At 32.9% G+C, this 17,349-nt stretch carries 20 protein-coding genes and 1 pseudogene; 12 read left to right on the forward strand and 9 right to left on the reverse strand.

Translation table 11 applies throughout. From position 1 onward, the window contains the following. Positions 1-89: 89 nt before the first annotated feature. Both AC0L0O_RS09480 and AC0L0O_RS09485 read right to left on the reverse strand, forming a co-directional pair. Entirely contained in the window at positions 90-1,586 is a 1,497-nt protein-coding gene (locus AC0L0O_RS09480) for a glycosyltransferase family 2 protein (protein ID WP_001982511.1), read from the reverse strand. Positions 1,587-1,669: 83 nt separating this feature from the next. Next, positions 1,670-1,930 (reverse strand): hypothetical protein, encoded by a 261-nt coding sequence (locus tag AC0L0O_RS09485; protein WP_000889733.1) that lies wholly within the window; start codon positions 1,928-1,930, stop codon positions 1,670-1,672. 403 nt (positions 1,931-2,333) lie between these two features. Between AC0L0O_RS09485 and AC0L0O_RS09490 the strand changes: the two genes are divergently transcribed. Next, positions 2,334-3,791, forward strand: a complete 1,458-nt coding sequence (locus tag AC0L0O_RS09490) for an MFS transporter (protein ID WP_001186941.1) — start codon at positions 2,334-2,336, stop codon at positions 3,789-3,791. 56 nt (positions 3,792-3,847) lie between these two features. Here AC0L0O_RS09490 and AC0L0O_RS09495 read toward each other — a convergent pair whose 3' ends face one another. From AC0L0O_RS09495 to AC0L0O_RS09505, 3 genes are read right to left on the reverse strand one after another with little or no spacing between them, the layout of a single operon-like run. Further along, on the reverse strand, positions 3,848-4,960 hold the full coding sequence (locus tag AC0L0O_RS09495) for a DUF4018 domain-containing protein (protein ID WP_098638479.1): 1,113 nt from the start codon (positions 4,958-4,960) through the stop codon (positions 3,848-3,850). Further along, positions 4,935-6,098, reverse strand: a complete 1,164-nt coding sequence (locus AC0L0O_RS09500; protein WP_473785739.1) for a DUF58 domain-containing protein — start codon at positions 6,096-6,098, stop codon at positions 4,935-4,937. The genes AC0L0O_RS09495 and AC0L0O_RS09500 overlap by 26 nt, the downstream gene beginning before the upstream one ends. After that, positions 6,095-7,024 (reverse strand): AAA family ATPase, encoded by a 930-nt coding sequence (locus AC0L0O_RS09505; RefSeq protein ID WP_000608768.1) that lies wholly within the window; start codon positions 7,022-7,024, stop codon positions 6,095-6,097. The genes AC0L0O_RS09500 and AC0L0O_RS09505 overlap by 4 nt, the downstream gene beginning before the upstream one ends. A 206-nt stretch (positions 7,025-7,230) precedes the next feature. Here AC0L0O_RS09505 and AC0L0O_RS09510 point away from each other — a divergent pair, with 206 nt between their 5' ends. Further along, positions 7,231-7,548 (forward strand): PadR family transcriptional regulator, encoded by a 318-nt coding sequence (locus AC0L0O_RS09510; RefSeq protein WP_001092635.1) that lies wholly within the window; start codon positions 7,231-7,233, stop codon positions 7,546-7,548. A 79-nt stretch (positions 7,549-7,627) separates the two neighbouring features. Next, on the forward strand, positions 7,628-8,083 hold the full coding sequence (locus AC0L0O_RS09515) for a DUF2812 domain-containing protein (RefSeq protein ID WP_001982304.1): 456 nt from the start codon (positions 7,628-7,630) through the stop codon (positions 8,081-8,083). A gap of 115 nt (positions 8,084-8,198) precedes the next feature. Here the strand turns inward: AC0L0O_RS09515 and AC0L0O_RS09520 are convergent. Together AC0L0O_RS09520 and AC0L0O_RS09525 are read right to left on the reverse strand one after the other, a co-directional pair. Further along, positions 8,199-8,494: pseudogene (locus AC0L0O_RS09520) on the reverse strand (hypothetical protein). 145 nt (positions 8,495-8,639) lie between these two features. Next, positions 8,640-8,885 (reverse strand): hypothetical protein, encoded by a 246-nt coding sequence (locus AC0L0O_RS09525; protein WP_000433609.1) that lies wholly within the window; start codon positions 8,883-8,885, stop codon positions 8,640-8,642. A gap of 283 nt (positions 8,886-9,168) precedes the next feature. Between AC0L0O_RS09525 and AC0L0O_RS09530 the strand changes: the two genes are divergently transcribed. The 8 genes from AC0L0O_RS09530 to AC0L0O_RS09565 all read left to right on the forward strand — a co-directional run bounded on the left by AC0L0O_RS09530 (position 9,169) and on the right by AC0L0O_RS09565 (position 14,476). Beyond that, positions 9,169-9,552 carry a VOC family protein gene (locus AC0L0O_RS09530; protein WP_001049869.1) on the forward strand — a complete coding sequence of 128 codons (384 nt, stop codon included), beginning with the start codon at positions 9,169-9,171 and terminating at the stop codon, positions 9,550-9,552. A 14-nt stretch (positions 9,553-9,566) separates the two neighbouring features. Beyond that, on the forward strand, positions 9,567-10,109 hold the full coding sequence (locus AC0L0O_RS09535) for a GNAT family N-acetyltransferase (protein WP_473785740.1): 543 nt from the start codon (positions 9,567-9,569) through the stop codon (positions 10,107-10,109). After that, positions 10,109-10,690, forward strand: a complete 582-nt coding sequence (locus tag AC0L0O_RS09540) for a kinase (protein ID WP_000106095.1) — start codon at positions 10,109-10,111, stop codon at positions 10,688-10,690. The genes AC0L0O_RS09535 and AC0L0O_RS09540 overlap by 1 nt, the downstream gene beginning before the upstream one ends. Before the next feature lie 162 nt (positions 10,691-10,852). Further along, entirely contained in the window at positions 10,853-11,587 is a 735-nt protein-coding gene (locus AC0L0O_RS09545; RefSeq protein WP_001982501.1) for a LytR/AlgR family response regulator transcription factor, read from the forward strand. Beyond that, on the forward strand, positions 11,587-12,903 hold the full coding sequence (locus tag AC0L0O_RS09550) for a GHKL domain-containing protein (RefSeq protein ID WP_038357092.1): 1,317 nt from the start codon (positions 11,587-11,589) through the stop codon (positions 12,901-12,903). Before AC0L0O_RS09545 ends, AC0L0O_RS09550 begins: the two co-directional genes overlap by 1 nt. A gap of 89 nt (positions 12,904-12,992) precedes the next feature. Next, positions 12,993-13,676 (forward strand): YhfC family glutamic-type intramembrane protease, encoded by a 684-nt coding sequence (locus AC0L0O_RS09555; protein ID WP_001013708.1) that lies wholly within the window; start codon positions 12,993-12,995, stop codon positions 13,674-13,676. Further along, a complete protein-coding gene (locus AC0L0O_RS09560; protein WP_001253798.1) occupies positions 13,673-14,059 on the forward strand; it encodes a DUF3887 domain-containing protein in 387 nt (128 codons plus the stop codon). Before AC0L0O_RS09555 ends, AC0L0O_RS09560 begins: the two co-directional genes overlap by 4 nt. 105 nt (positions 14,060-14,164) lie before the next feature. After that, positions 14,165-14,476, forward strand: coding sequence for a hypothetical protein (locus AC0L0O_RS09565; RefSeq protein WP_000845530.1), 312 nt, complete (start codon positions 14,165-14,167; stop codon positions 14,474-14,476). 40 nt (positions 14,477-14,516) lie between these two features. On the opposite strand, the gene AC0L0O_RS09570 is transcribed toward AC0L0O_RS09565, so the two are convergent. Together AC0L0O_RS09570 and AC0L0O_RS09575 are read right to left on the reverse strand one after the other, a co-directional pair. Beyond that, positions 14,517-14,732: a helix-turn-helix domain-containing protein gene (locus AC0L0O_RS09570; RefSeq protein ID WP_000974621.1), complete on the reverse strand. Its 216-nt coding sequence runs from the start codon at positions 14,730-14,732 to the stop codon at positions 14,517-14,519. Positions 14,733-14,742: 10 nt separating this feature from the next. Next, the gene (locus AC0L0O_RS09575) at positions 14,743-15,225 is read right to left on the reverse strand and encodes a DUF2975 domain-containing protein (protein ID WP_000809106.1); all 483 of its coding nucleotides are present in this window, start codon (positions 15,223-15,225) and stop codon (positions 14,743-14,745) included. A 284-nt stretch (positions 15,226-15,509) separates the two neighbouring features. On the opposite strand from AC0L0O_RS09575, the gene AC0L0O_RS09580 reads away from it, so the two are divergent. After that, positions 15,510-17,183, forward strand: a complete 1,674-nt coding sequence (locus tag AC0L0O_RS09580) for an alkaline phosphatase (protein ID WP_326043197.1) — start codon at positions 15,510-15,512, stop codon at positions 17,181-17,183. The last annotated feature ends 166 nt before the right edge of the window (positions 17,184-17,349 follow it).

Consider the following 17,349-nt stretch of genomic DNA (forward strand, 5'->3'; position numbering starts at 1 on the left):
AGGTAAAAAAGATGGTTACAAACCATCTTTTTTATTTTGTTATATATTTATATTGAATTCATATATTATCTGGTGGTAAGGATATACAATTAAAAGCATTCAGTGCCTCTTTTTTGTTCGGCGATGTAATAAATTGCTTCTATATGATCACCAATGATTTGCTGTGTTGCTAATGAAAGGTAACCTTCCTTAGAGAAGTGTTTTTCTGGTCGAACTCGATTTATCTTGTCAACGTCGACAGAATGGACTTTTTGTACATGCAAGCCTGCTAAAATTGTTTTAACTTGACTTAAGGTTGGTGAAAGAAGTGAATGAAAACCAATTGTATCAATGCATTTTCGACTAAAAGCATGAGGGACAGCAGTTGTGGATCCCATACCTAAATCTTTTCGATTACATGCTAAATTAACAGCATACTTACATGCAGTCACTATAGTATAAGGAAGACGATACATGTAGTAGTGCTCTAATTTATTTAAAGCTAAATCGGTTCCATTTTGAACAGATTGTACAAATGGTAATAAATCAGAACTAGGAATTAAGAAATCACCATCGATAAATAATAATATATCACCTTTTGCAAAATATGCACCAACGGCACGTCCGGTATCAATGCCGAGTACTTCTTTGTAAGTAATAACTGTTGCACCGCAATTCTTCGCCAATTCCTCTGTTTTATCTGTTGACCCATTAACAATAAGTATGATTTCTAAAGGTTTTAATTTCTGCACCTCAAAAATGATAGATTCTATCGTTTTTTCTTCATTTTGAACAGGGATAATGATGGATAATTGTTTATTTCCATAAGTATTCGAATAAAACTCTTTACCTGTAATTATTTTGGGTATAGCTCTTTGTTCGCCGTTTTGAAGTTCTAAAATAATATCCCGTCTTCGATTATTATCGGTATAGTTTCCCCTTGGATCTTGTAATATATTTACCCAATTTTCAATCGCTTCTAGGTGGTAACAATTGAGTTGTTTTGAGGAGAAGGAGGGAATTTGCGGTATAGCAATTTTAAAATGATTGCTAATGCGAAATTTATTTTTAATAATTTTCATTTGTGCCAATATCGGATTTAATAAACTTTCTGGATTAATAGCTTCAAGAGTTTCTTTTGTTATTGCATAGGGAGGAAATAATAATGAGTTAATATTTAAATCTGGACGATGAAAAAAATGATTCGTGACTTGCTGCCAAATCATTTCTATAGTGGGCTTTTGCTTTTGATAAAAAAAATCATCTAAATTGTTTAATACTACGTCAGCTGATTCGTCTAGTAATGGTTGAAGAAATGGTATAAGTAAGGAAGGGTGAATAATGTAATTTGCATCTAAAAATAAGAGGTACTTACCCTTTGCTTTTTTGGCACCAATTACATAACAATTATTTGGTTCTGTCGGTTTTTCTAGTTTGATAATTTTACAATTGTAAGATTTTGCAATATCAATGGAATCATCGATATAGCCGTTAATAGTAAGGATGATTTCTAAAGGCTGTAGTTGTTCACAGGCTTTCAAAATTTCAGGTAAAACTCTTATGTTATGCTGTATACGAATAATAATAGAAATCGGATTTTTACACATAAGTAGTCTCCTTTTTAATCAGAGGTAGTTGTTAATAAGATTAGATAAAATAGGAGATATATATTTTATTATATACGTAATGACTATTTAGTCTTATCAGAATCAGAATTTTCATTACTTGAATTAGAACTTTTATTTATTCCAGAAGCGAGTAAATTATTGAGAACGCTAAGGTCTAATTGCATAGGGATTGAGTTTTCGGATGTAGTTTTCTCATTTTCTTTTTTTGTAGTTAATATAGTCTTTATATTTTTTATTTCTTTATATTGTTTTAAGGTAATGAAAAATCCAGAAATAATTAAGAGAAAAGAAACAGTAGCAAATAAAAGTATTATTTCCAACATAAAATAGCCTCCTTTAAACCTATAATAATATTATAGTTGAATGTAATAAGACAAAATTCGAGCTAATGAGTTCACTTTTTAAATATATGCAAATCTTTAGTAAAAGTTACTGATTTCTAGTTTAAAGGAAGCAATTATAGAAACGTTATAAATATAAATAAATGAAAGTTTTATTTGTAGTGTAAAGGTATGTATTATATAAGCTAAACGTCATTTTATAACAAGTTAAATAGGGTGTAAATTTATATAAAAAGAGCATTTAATTGGACAAATAATTAATTATGTGAAATAATAATAAAAGAAAAGGAGACGTTGCTTTTCCTTAAGTGCTTCGAATTAATTTTATTCAATAAGAGAAGGTGTGCTTAAAGAAGTTAAATTAAATAAGGAGCTGTTTTATTATATGCAACAAAATAATGATTTAAATTTTGAACCTCAAGACGTTAATATTGTTAATCCTAAACAAGCCAGGAAAGCAGTAGTTGCTACTGGTATTGGGAACGCAATGGAGTGGTTTGACTTCGGATTATACGCGTATTTAGCGGTAATTTTAAGTCAATTATTCTTCTCAGGTGTTGATAATAGTGGCTTGCAACTTGTACTTACATTCGGTACATTTGCAGCGGCCTTCCTCGTTCGACCAATCGGAGGTGTATTCTTTGGTAGAATAGGAGATAAGTACGGCCGAAAAATTGTGTTAAGTACTACTATTATTTTAATGGCACTTTCTACATTATTCATCGCATTACTACCAACCTATGAACAAATTGGTGTATGGGCACCAATACTACTTTTAGTTGCCCGAATGATTCAAGGCTTCTCTACAGGCGGCGAATATTCAGGTGCAATGGTTTATATCGCAGAATCTTCTCCAGATAAAAAGCGTGGTATACTCGGTAGTGGTCTTGAAATTGGAACACTCTCAGGTTACATTGCTGCATCGGTAATTGTTACCATTTTGACGTTATTGTTAACAGATGAACAAATGCTCAGCTGGGGCTGGCGTATTCCTTTCTTAATTGCTGCACCAATTGGTTTGGTCGGTTTATACTTACGCCGTCATTTAGATGAATCTCCTATCTTTGAAGAGATGGAAAAAGCACAAGAGGAATCTGAAGACAATGAACAATTTTCATTCATGGATATTATTAAGTATCACAAAAAAGACTTCTTATTAAGCACAGTAATTGTCGCCTTCTTTAATATTACAAATTATATGATTCTTTCGTATATTCCTTCTTATCTAACTCAAGTACTTAAAGTCAAAGAAACAACTGGCTTATTAATTATTTCTATTACGATGGCACTTATGATTCCACTAGCACTATATTTCGGTAAATTAAGTGATAAAATTGGTAATAAACGCGTCGTGCAAATTGGTTTACTTGGTTTAACTGTATTTGCAATTCCAGCATTTTTACTAATAGGTAACGGGCATATTGCAGCTATATTTGCAGGTATTTTCGTATTAGGTTTCTTCCTAAGTGTATATGAAGGAACATTACCTTCATTATTACCATCACTCTTTTTCACTGATGTACGTTATCGAGCACTTTCGATCTCATTTAATATTTCTGTATCGATATTCGGTGGCACAACACCACTTGTATGTTCCTATTTAGTTCATGCAACCGGTAACCCGCTTGCACCGGCATTTTATTTAACAGGTGTAAGTATTATTGGATTAGTTGTATTTAGTGTACTATTCGTTACAACATCAGGACGTGCGCTAAAAGGTTCATATCCTACAGTAGAAACGAAGAAAGAAGCACACCAAATCGCTAAAGAAGACCCTGAAGAAACACTTTGGTGGCATGAAGAGTCATTAGAGATTGAAGCAGGAAAAAACGCCTCAATTTAAAGAGTAGCGTAGAAGTATAAAAAGACTCCTATGAAAATAGGAGTCTTTTTATTGTGTTATTTCTTCCTTTTCTTTAAACTCTTCTGATACATATAAAGCTTATGAATCTCTTCCTTAAATTCATGCAAAAGTACGGTGTTTTCCTCATTAGAATAACGCACTGTATTATAAGCATTTATAATAATATGACTCTCAATATTTACATCTTCTTCACTATTTATTCTCCCTAACCATGCTTCAACAGTTTCTCCACGATTTCTATTTAAAGGAGGAATTAACTTACTCTCAAGTTTGAAAATTTCTTTTCGAATTTCGTTATGTGGTGGTTTGTTTCTTTTAAAACGTTGTTGGCTCATACCTTCTTTATCAGTGATGATAGTAGATTCGAAGACAGGCATATTTGGTAAACTAAATTGTTTTCGTTTCTTTACTATTTTCCAAACGACGTAAATAGCGATAGCTGTACAGGCTATTATGGTTATACTATTTATGAGAGTTGGATCAAAATCAGGAAGTTTCCCTCTATTTTCTTCAATTTGAGGCTTTAAGAGATGCCCTTTACTTGCCCAAACACCTTCCGTATCTTTCAATTCAGCTGCTACGAGAAATGGATTTATAATATAACCGACTCCTAATGCGACTACTTCTGTGATAAAACTAAAAATGACTCGAATAAAAGGAAACACTTGAACAATTAATATACTCATTACACCAATCGTAATGATAGAAGTGAAACGTAATAACTGTTGATTCCGATTTGCCCCGGTTAACCAAAATGTAATCATAATGTGCATAACTAATAGTAACAGTTTCCCGAGCGTTGGAAAGGGAGCATAAAATATAGCCGAAACACCAAACCAAACAATACCGCCTAACGATTTTTGAACTGGGTAGCCAGGTCCAACTATATGCACGATAAAGAAGAAAAGTGGTAACATAATTGTGCCAAATAAAGAGAAAGGGAGAAAGATAGAACAACCAATTATTTGAGTCATTAAAAGTATGACAAATCCTGTCGTTCTTTTTTTCATGAATTTATGAATTAGAAATACTCCAATATAGCCTGTTGTTAAAAATATAGCAATAGCAACAAGTTCGTCCCTTTCTGTTAATAACGAAAGGAGGAGCAGCAGAAGAAAGTCATTAATGTAATAGAGCCAAGTTTTCAAGTTTTTCCACCATCCCTTCGTTATTTATGAGAAACGTAGGTTGCGATAGAAGGGAGAGATCATTCTTCTGCAAGCCAATGTGAATTATTGTAGACGATCGTTCTCCTTTTCTATTTGTATAATGGAGAAACCCTTGTTTCGGAATTAATGTGCTATCGTCTGAAATACGTGCCAATTCCTCTAAAGCTTTTGCGTAATGTGTTTGTCCTTCATTTAATGGTAAGTGCAGAGGACCACCTTCAGCTAATACACTAATAAATAGTTCAAACGGAATTTGATGCTTCGTTGCGTATTGACAAATGTATGTTGCAAATGAAATGAGATCTTCTATATTATCTTTCCAACCAAACCCGCGATTAGCAGCTAATGAAAGACAAATTGTCCAACTATAATTTTTAACAGGTTCATATTGCTTTGCCTGTAATTCCTGCATTTTCGCAGATGCTTTCCAATGAATGGAGCGGAAAGATTCACGTTCGTACCGTTTCACACCGATAATAGATGTTTCATCATTGTAAAAAGAAAAATTCGTTCGATAAGATCCATTTAAAAGTTGCTGAAGTTCTTGCAAACCTGCTACTTCTTTAGGTGATGGATACACAATAATTTCAGTTCTTAATTTATCAAATACAGGTAAATGTACAGATAATAAATGAAAAGGATCTTTCAAAACACATTCGAACTGTTCAATTTGAAACACACCACGCTTCGTTGCGGTTAATGTTAAATCCCATTTTTGCGCTGAATGGGCAGGTTGTGAAAATGGGAAAGAGAATAGTGTTTTTGATATTTGTTCAATTCCTTGATCTTTATGCGGTAGTAGAGACGGGTCTAAATGGAAATAACAAACACCATTGACGAGTGGTATGTTTGCTCCGTTTTTTAAATGAATAAAAAACTGTCCAGATTCATCAGGGAATAAACGTGTTGTTTGTTTCTCATTTATCACTTGAAATTTTTTCTCTATGTAAGCGACATATTTATAAATGAAAATCGCAAATAAATAATAAAAGAAAAAGAAAAACATAATGCTTCGTTGTGGCATAAAAAACGTAAATAGTATAGCGCCTGGAACAGATAGTTGAATAATATGAAGTTGGAAAAATAAAGGTACAGTTACAACGCGCTGTCCATTCATGCTTGCTCAATCTCCACAGGTACGTCCACTTCTTTTAAAATCTTTTGCATAATTTCATTTTTTGTCGTACGTAATGCGCCTTCCATTGATAAGACGATACGGTGATTCCAAACAGAAGGAACTAAAAATTGTATATCTTCTGGTGTGCAATATTCTCTCCCACGTAAAAAGGCTAACGCTTGAACTGCACGTACTAAAACAAGTGTGGCACGCGGACTTACACCGTTAGCGATATAATCATGATTTCTTGTAGCATGAGCAAGCTTAATGATGTAATGTTCTAACGGTTCTGATACGAAAATTTCTTTCACTCGTTTCTGTGCCTCTAAAATATCATCTAAAGTAATAACGGATATGACACTTTCTAGTGGTGTATCGTTACGAAAACGTCGCATCATTTGTAGTTCGTCTTCAGGATTCGGATAACCTATAGAAATTGTCATTAAAAAGCGATCAAGCTGTGCATCAGGAAGAGGGAAGGTTCCTTGTGATTCAATTGGATTTTGCGTCGCAATAACAAAGAACGGTTTTGGAAGAGGAGTTGACTGCTTTTCAAGCGTCACTTGTCGTTCTTCCATCGCTTCTAATAAACTAGACTGTGTTCTTGGCATTGCACGGTTAATTTCATCTGCCAGTAAAATGTTTGCCACGACTGGTCCCAGTCTTAACTCAAATTCGCTCGTTTTCGGATTGAAATATTCAATACCTGTCACATCACTCGGAAGTACATCCGGTGTAAATTGAACGCGAGAAAAATTACCACCAATACTTTTTGAAAGTGTTTTCGCAAGTAACGTTTTCCCTGTACCAGGCACATCCTCAAGAAGCACATGTCCATCAGCAAGCAAGGAAACGATTAATAGATCGATAACATTTTCTTTACCTACAAAAACTGATCCTATATTTTCCTTCAATTTATTTATCATATGTATCATTCCTTTCAAAATATAAACGGATATTTCTATATTTTAACAAATTATTCAGAAAATTTATATGGTTTTTCAATTCAAAGAAATAAATATTCAATTATTAAATTATACTCTTGCATATTTTGGAATACGAATATATAATATCGGTATACGATGTATCGTGAGACGATATATCATGAAGCGATGTATCGGAGGTGGTTATAATGAATACGAAAGCGAGAAAATATATTCCGTTAACTGAGGCGACATATTACATACTGTTATCACTAGTGAAACCAATGCACGGATATGGAATTATGCAATTGGTAGAAGAGATGACAAATGGAGAAGTAAAGCTCGGTCCTGGAACTTTATATGGGAATACGACGAAGTTATTAAAAGAGAAATTAATTGTTGAAGTTGCCTCAACAGATAGAAAGAAGTGTTATGAGTTAACGCCGTTTGGGAGAGAAGTGTTAGAGCTCGAGTATAACAGATTGCAGAGGTCTGTAAGGAATGGAAATAGTATATTAGGGGAGTGAATGAGAGATGGAGACAAAGAAGGTATTCAAACCTTTCGCGATATGGAGCTTGGAAAAAGAAGAAGCTTTTTTAAGAAAAATGCATCAAAAAGGATGGGCTTTACAAAAGTATAATGTAATGTATACGTTTAAGAAAACTGAACCGAAAGATGTAATATATAAAGCGGATTTTAGACTGGATTATAAAGATTCGAAAGAAAAACAACAAGAATATATTGATATATATAAAATGTGTGGCTGGAAACATGTAACGAGTTTTGCGAAATGGAATTATTTTTGTAAAGAAGTAGACGAGGAAAATGAGTTACCTGATATTTATTCAGACAAAGAAACGAAGATACAAAAACTTGTTGAATTGATACAGTTCGTTGCAATTATGTTTGTAACGTTAATTCCAGTACTTTACTTATGTTTTCTTGGAGTATCAGAATCAGGATTATATAAAGGTATGGTAGGGCTTTTAGTTTTTATATATTCATATGCATTTATTAATTTATTTAGGAAGCTTAAACAGTTGAAAAAGGAAATATTTTAACAAAGAGTGCTATTCTTAGAGGAGTGTATAAGTGAAGTGTATGGGAATCACCTTCTCTAATTTATATATATGTTTATTTTGTTCACTCTTTTTTACATAATAAAAGACCAACTTTTTAATTCATAGAACTAACAGTTACAAAGATGATACCAGTAACAATACCTAAAAAAACATAAATGAAGAAGAAATAATTAATAATAACGAACTAGCAATTAATATCAATTTATTAGATTTTTGATTTTTAAAATGGTAATAAAGTAAAAGACAACAAATAGTAGAAACAATCCATATTGTTAGACCGTAAGGCGTCATTATTTTCTTCCAATCGAAGATCCAAAAGTAAAAGATGACTATGTGACAAATTAATAGTAGAAATGTTGATGGAAGCATTATCTTTTTATTTAAAATCATTTGTTTTACCTCCCTTATGTAAATATTACCAAAAAGGTGTGGGTTTTAACATATAATAAGGAAGAGATACGTTTTTTATTACCGTATTTAAAGAAAAAATCCCCTATAGAAAAAATTTTTTCTACAAGGGATAGTAATGACATTATTAGAAAGACTGATTTTGAGCAGGTTTAATAAATTGTTCAGGATTTTCAACAAGTCCACATACAGCACATTGGACGCGATAAGTAGGTCCTTGATAGGCCATATGAAAAGCATTCATCGTTTCATTTGTGTATTCTTCTTCTACTTGACCAGTTTGTGGATTTAATTTGACTGGTTTTACTTGTTGCTCAAGAATATTAAAGCGAGTGCGGTTCGTTTTACAACTTGGACATAGCATTGGTTCCATATGTATACACCTCCATTTGTAGCATTTCTTAAACTTATTAATTTTATGCAAGCAAAAAAACTTTCTCAATATAAATAGGTGTTTAATGTATTTAAAATTCAGAAAAAATAAAATATAATAAGAGTACGAACTGGTTATGTCCAAACCAAATCTCCTGTTTTATGCCAATAAGCTGGGAGGCCGAGAAATCGGCCTCATTTTTTTGTGCTCGTTACTATAGGAAACAAGGTTTTTATAAAGCTTTTGTCGAAATTTTAGGGATGGATATAAAGGGGGATGTAAAATGAATTTAAAAATGAAGTACATCATTTTATACGTAGAAAAGTTTGAGGAATGTCTAAGATTCTATAAAGATGTATTACAGTTACCGATAAAAGCAGAGCATGGTACATATATTGAATTTAATACGGGTACTACCATATTAGCGATGAATACGCGGCAAGACGTAAAAGAATTAACGGGACTACCACTTACAGAAGGTGAGTTACAATCTTCCCATTTTGAATTGGGATTCGTTGTTGAAAATGTACAAGAAACGATTGAGCAATTTAGAGAACAAGGTATTACGGTTTTAGTTGAACCAATTGTAAAGCCGTGGGGGCAAACCATTGCATATATTGCTGATCCAGATGGGAATTATATTGAAATTTGCAGTTCATTAGAATAGAAGGAGAAAAAGAGATGGGGTTTCCGAAACTAGAAACAGAACGTTTACAATTAAGAGAACTTACACTGTTAGATGCAGAAACGATGTTCCGTTATTTTTCAAAAGAGTCTGTTATACGTTATTTCGGAATGGATTCTTTCGAAAATATTGAGCAAGCGAAAACAACGATTCAAACGTTTAAAAATCGTTATGAAGAGGGAAGTGTATTTCGCTGGGGAATAGAGAAAAAGGGGACGGGCGAATTAATCGGAACGTGCGGTTTTCATTTAATTAACCATCATCATAAGCGAGCTGAAATTGGTTATGAATTAGACGATACATATTGGGGACAAGGATACGCATCGGAAGCGTTACAGGCGATTTTAACTTACGGATTTGAAATGCTGCAACTAATAAGAATTGCTGCTGTCGTATATGTAGAAAATAAATCTTCTCAAAAATTATTAAGTAAAGCAGGATTTCAAGAAGAAGGATTACTTCGAAAACATATGATTCAAAATGGAGTTGCGCATGATACCATTTTATATTCTTTATTAAAAGAAGAGTGGAAGAAGTAATGAGTACAAACGAACTTATAAATATAATGAAGAAACATAAAGAAAATAGGTTCATTTTAGGGATAGATGGCTTAAGTAGATCAGGAAAAACAACATTTGTAACAAACTTAAAAGAAAATATGAAACAAGAAAGCATTCCGTTTCATATTTTTCATATTGATAATCATATAGTGGAGCGTAATAAACGCTATGATACAGGATTTGAAGAATGGTATGAGTATTATTATTTACAATGGGATATTGAATGGCTTCGGCAGAAGTTTTTTCAAAAGTTGCAGAATGAAACAAAACTGAAATTACCGTTCTATTATGATGACACAGATACATGTGAAATGAAAAAAGTACAGATCCCCATAGTAGGTGTAATTGTAATTGAGGGGGTTTTTCTACAGCGAAAAGAATGGAGAGATTTCTTTCATTATATGGTGTACTTGGATTGTCCAAGAGAGACAAGATTTCTACGCGAGAGTAAGAAAACACAGAAAAATCTTTCGAAGTTTGAGAATAGGTATTGGAAGGCAGAGGATTATTACTTAGAAACGGAATTGCCGAAGGATAGAGCGGATTTAGTTATAAATTGATTTGAAGAAAACCTCAACTTTTTGTTTGAAAAGTTGAGGTTTCTCTATGTAATAGCAGATTAATTATTTCAATTAATGAGAAGGAGAATATTATTATAATTTGAATTATATATTTATAGATAAATCTATAGATGAAAAGATTTCAATAAAGCGAGTGATCACATGAGTATTTTTATTTTAGAAGATGATGTCATACAGGCGCAGCAAATGAAGCGGTTAGTTGAAGAGATTTGTGAGAAATATATGTTGCCTTTAGATTTTATTGAGGTAACTAGTAAGAGTGAAAACATTATTACTAATATTCCAAAGGCAAAGTACGTCCCAATCTATTTTTTAGATATAGAGATAAAAAGAGAAGAGCGTAAAGGGTTACACGTGGCGCAAGAAATACGAAAGTATGATACGCAAGGAATTATTGTGTTTGTAACAACGCATTCTGAATTTGCACCTATTTCATATCAATACATGGTATCAGCTTTAACCTTTATTGATAAAGGGTTGCCATATGAGGAGAGATATAAAGTTTTTAAACAATGTTTACTTCAATATGAAGCAAGAAATAAGCATATTATTCCGTCCGATGACTTTATCGTTGAAAATAGTAATGCCACTGTGCGGGTTCCTTTTTATGAAGTTGAATATGTTATGACTGATGAACCGCACCGGTTAGCATTAGTGACATTAGATCGAATCGTTTATTTTTATGGAACCTTAAAGGAAATTGAAATAATCGATGAACGTTTATTTCGGTGTCATCAATCATATATCGTGAATACGAAGCAGATGTCTTCTTACGATGCGAAGCAAAAAATGATAGTTTTAAAAAGCGGGAAACGTATTCCGGTATCACGTCGTTTAGTGAGTAAAGTACGTAACATGTTAAAGGGTGAGATGTAATGTATATGTATGATTTATTTGCAATACTGCTTACTAGTATGTGTCACGCGTTTTTATATATACAATTAATCCGATACAACAGATTGTCAGTTAGAATGTTAATAGCTTTAAGTACGGTATTCATTATTTTACTTGCTATAGTCGTAACAGTAACGAGATATCCAGAGTTGAATAGTACGATTGTGTTATTTTTAATAAGTTTAGGATTAATGCAAAATGAATTAAAATTTAAGCATAATTTATATTTTGCACTGGTAAGTATGGTGATTATAACGTTAGTGAAAATGTTGCTATTAGATTTAGGAATGAAAATCTTTATGTTAACGCCATTCAATTTATATTTATGGACAGGTAGCATAATTCATCTTATCGTATCGACACTTACTTTTATCGGTATTCTATTAGCACGTAAAAGAATTCAAAAAATTGCTCAATATATAGTAGGTAGTCCGTTATATTATATAACTTACATATTATTAATTATCGGGTTTATTATTGAACTAATTTTAACTCAGCCGTCAACTGAGTTTTTAGCAAAAATAAATCAACAATACAGTGAAGTAAGTTATAATTCAGCGATTATTATTTTTTTATTATTACTAATCATCGTACTAATAAGCTCACATTTATCGAAAGAAAAGTTACGAGAAGAGCATGAAAAACGTTTAGATAAAGAGTTATTAGATTATGTGGAGAAATTAGAGGATATGCATGATGAGCTTGCTAGTTTCCGTCATGATTATATGAATGTATTACTATCGTTAGAAGAGGGAATACGTACAAAAAATGTGAAAGAAATTGAGCAAGTGTACTACGATGTTATTGCTCCCACATTAAAAACAATAAATGACCATGAACTTGATATTGCAAAATTATCTCGCATACAAATTCCAGAATTAAGAAGTGTATTAAGAGCAAAAGTCGGCACTGCCCAGCAGCAGCAAATAAAAGTAATGCTTGATATACCGGAGAACATTGAAAGTGTTTCGATGACGATTATTTCATTTATTCGTATCATTTCAGTTTTAGTAGACAATGCAATTGAGGAAGCAGTATGTAGTGAGGAAAAGATATTACAAATCGCATTCTTTGAAATGGATTCACGACAATATTTTATCGTGCGTAATAGTTCAAAGGGTGAAGCGATTGATTTGCAAAAAATTTATGAGAAAAACCATTCAAATAAAGAAGGTGCTAGAGGGTACGGGCTATTTTCGTTAAAACGGATCATAAATAAAACAAATAATGCGACGTTAGAAACAACTTATGTAAGTCCTTATTTCACACAAACATTTATATTAAATGAGATGAAATGACCATCTATGATGAAAAGGAAACCGAATAAGAAATAACTACATACTTTCTTCACTCGATTTTATACACTTCAAGTAAGAGGTGAAGCGAGATGAATGGTCTTATTTTTACAACAATGATTAGCTTTGGTTTACCGCTTATAGCACTTTTATATGCTCTTTGGAGGAAACGCTATATTCCATATATGTTAGGTATATTGGCTTTTGTTGTATCACAAATATTGATTCGCATACCAATACTAAATTATTTAAATGGAACTAGCACAGATTTTCAAATGTTTTCGGTTATGCAGCCTATACTATTTGCAGTTTTGCTTAGTATATCAGCTGGAATTTTTGAAGAGATAGCTCGTTTTATCGCAATGCGTTATTTTATGAAGCAACGAGATTGGCAGTCTGGTTTTTTATTTGGAGCAGGGCATGGTGGTATTGAGGCGGTGTTGATAGTTGGTATCCCAGTAATATCCCTATTATTATCACAAACAGTCATTCAAAATGGTGACAGTTATTATCTCGGTGGTATTGAGCGCATCTTTGCGATGGTATTACATGTTGGGCTTTCTTTCATTGTATTACAAGCTGTCGTCCAAAAGAAATTTCGTTATGTTGTATATGCAATTCTCATCCATGGGACTGTAAATGCATTAGCTGGCATTATATCGCTATATGTGCCAGGGGAAATTGGGATTATTATGTCAGAAGTTTCAATAGCAATTTTTGCGTTACTCACTTTTAGTTATAGTTTCATTTTAAAAAGAAAGGGTGTATTAAAATGAGAAGAATGTTACTTATTATTATAAGTGCTATCGCGGCGTTTGCACTTGCAGCATGTACCGGTAATAAAGTAGATGAAAGTACGTCTAAAAACTTTATTTCGAAAGCGGAAGAAATTGTATCATTATTAAATGAGGCAAAATATAAAGAAGTGCATGAGAAATTTGATAGTAAAATGACAGCTGCATTGTCAGAAGAAAAGATGAAAGATCTTACACCTATAATCGAGAAAGCTGGTACATTCGAAAAAATTGAAAAACAATCGATTGAAGAAAAAGATGGTTTATATACTGTTATTCTTGTAGCGAAATATAGTAAAGAACAACGGACATTTATTATAACTTATAATGATAAAGAAGAAATAGCAGGTTTAGTTATTAAATAAAAAAGAGATACAGCGGAAGTTCTGCTGTATCTCTTTTTTGTTTTAACCAAATTATGGTTATTTGTGCTACTATGAACTTATAGCTATATAGAAGGGGGGATTAGTATGAAAACTGAAATAGGTCCTAAAAAGAAGTACAGTATAATAAGCTACATATCTTTACTCATCGGCATTTTATGTTTTCTGTTCGTATTTATTACACCGACAAGGATAGCGAATGCAGGTAATATAGTGGGAGATTATGTTACAGTTGCCCTGACAGTTGCAGGTATCATACTTTCTGTCATTACAATGGCGAAAAAAACTGAGAAGAAGGGGATTGCTATTCTTTCGTTCATACTGTCCTCATCATTTTTTATATTTTGGATCATCGCAATTATTTTATTGTTTACTGGTCAAATTAGTTTTGCGCCGTAATGTGCAATAAAAAGAGTCCTTCTCGTATGAAGGACTCTTTTTATTCGCTTTCTTCTGGTTGATATTCTAAAATATCCCCAGGTTGGCATTCTAATGCTTTACAAATGGCTTCTAAAGTTGAAAAACGGACTGCTTTTGCTTTACCATTTTTCAAGATCGAAAGGTTAGCCATTGTAATTCCAACCTTCTCCGAAAGCTCTGTTACACTCATTTTTCTTTTCGCTAACATTACATCAATATTAATAATAATTGCCATATTATTCACCTCAGACCGTTAAATCATTTTCTGATTTTATATCTATCGCATCTTTTAATAGTCTTTGGAGAACGGCAGCAAAGACCGCGATTACCATTGAAGCAAAAATTATAATCATTCCAATAACAATAATACCAGGGGCGTCATCTCTCTCTGCCACAAGATAGAAAAGTGGCATACCTAATACATATAATACACTAATTGCTAGTGCGCTGTACTTAATATTTTTTAAAGCTTTAACAGACAACTCTGAGAATGCGTTGTTTTTATCAATATAGTTTAAAAGCTTAAATGTTTGGTACAGTGCGAAGTAATAAGGTATTGCTGTCGCGTATAAATTGATAAATACAAGATATTTAATATATGCCATTTCGGGATATAATTCAGCAGCGAAATTCCCTATGTTAGGGACTAAAAAAATGCACATAGCAAGAACAGGGATACCCATTAGAATCACAGCTGTCTTTAAGAAAAGTGTTGATCCTTGTTTCATAAAAAGCACCTCATTTATTTAATATCTTATTAATTTACCATGAAATTTATTGTTTAACAATAAATTTTTATTTATTTTAATTGGAGATTTGTTGTTAAGCAAGTTAATGATGGGAAATCTTCTTTATAAGATAGATGAACTATACCGACATGTAATAAATGAGAAAGTTACTATTGTTAGCTTTATAAGAATTGGGAACTAATAAAACATATATAGGTTGTGAAAAGTAAAACGAAACCAGAACTTTGTATGTAAATGAATGCGAAACAAATGGAGGCGCAATAATGTCGGAGTTAGCTTTAAAGATGAAGAGATTACTGTTAGTAGGAACAATCATACTAAGTATGTTATGTACTGAAAGTTTGATGAATTATCATACAGTGGAAGCTAAAGTGAAAAAAGTAGAACGGAAGCCTAAAAATGTAATCATAATGGTTATGGACGGAACAAGTTCTACAGCAACTACATTAGCTCGCTTGTATAAAGGGAAACCACTTGCATTAGACGAAATTGTAACAGGAGGAGTTCGTACATATTCGGCGGAATCAGCTATAACAGACTCAGCTCCAGCAGCTACAGCTTTAGCGACGGGGAATAAATCAAATTCAGGATATGTAGGTGTATTACCTTCAATTGTAAGTTCATCTGGCTTAAAACCAATGAAAGAAGAGGATAAGTTACGACCAGTTGCCAATGTTTTAGAAGGTGCAAAACGTACGGGTCGCGCAACTGGAATTGTTGCTACAGCTGAAATTCAGCATGCTACTCCTGCTGGATTCTCCGCTCATCATGTGAATCGTAACAATTTCGAAGTGCTCGCGGAGCAACAAGTATATCAAAATATAGATGTCGTATTAGGTGGGGGAAAAGCAGCACTTCTACCTGAGACAGATAGTGGGATTCGAAAAGACGGTGAAGATTTAGTAAAAGTGATCAAAAACAAAGGGTACGACTTTGTTGAAACGAAAGAAGCATTATTAGGCTCTAAATCTAATAAAATTTGGGGCTCTTTCTCGCTTAATGCTTTAGCATTTGATATGGATCGTGAAGCAACAAACCCAGAGCAACCAACACTTTCTCAAATGACGGAAAAAGCAATTCAAACGTTATCAAAAGATAAAGATGGCTTCTTTTTATTTGTGGAAGGAAGTAAGCCAGACTGGGCAGCTCATGTGAATGATCCAATTGGGATGATTAGTGATGTATTAGCATTTGATAATGCAGTTGCAGAAGCATTGAAGTTTGCAAAAAAAGATGGTAATACGATGCTAATAGCCGTAGCGGACCATGGTAATAGCGGTATTTCTATTGGGAATATGAATACGACAAAAGGATATAATACTACGCCGGTCTCTGCGTACATTTATCCATTGAAAAAAGCGAAGATGACACTTGAAGGGACTATCAATAATTTGAAAGCTGATATATCAAATGTAGAAGAGGTAGCTAAATTATACGGGTTGGACAATTTAACTTATGATGAAAAAGAAAGGTTAAAAAAGGCTAAAAAGAAAATAGATGTAGGTCCAATTTTCACTACATTATTGTCTAAGCGTGCGAACATAGGCTTCACAACAGGAGGGCATACAGGTGAGGATGTATTCTTATATTCATACGGTCCTCAAAAGCCATACGGTTTGATTCAAAATACGGACGTTGCGAAGACGATGGCGAAAGCGATGGGCTTTAACTTAGAAAAAGTAACAAACAAATTATTTGTAGAAAGTGAATCAGCCTTTAAGCAGAATGATGCAGCTGTAACAATAGATAAAACTGATGTAGCGAACCCTGTACTCATAGTAAAACGTAATAATGTAACAGCTCAATTATTTGTTAACAAAAATATAATTCGTATTAAGAATAAAGAGTATGAATTAGGAAGTGTTGTTGTAGAAAGTAATGGAAAGGTTTACGTACCAGAAGAAGCAATTCATCTATTTAGAAAACATTCTCGTTAAAAGATTGTCAACCACTTACCTTAATTAGGAGGAGTGGTTGGCAATTTTTTGTTTATTAAACGTAAGCAATTTGTAAGGAGTGAGTAAGAAAAAAGAGAATTTTATAGTATATAATAATATTTATTACATCTACTTTTAACACCTGATACTAATAGTATGCTATAAT

It is taken from the genome of Bacillus sp. GS3m_15504 (assembly GCF_055825275.1).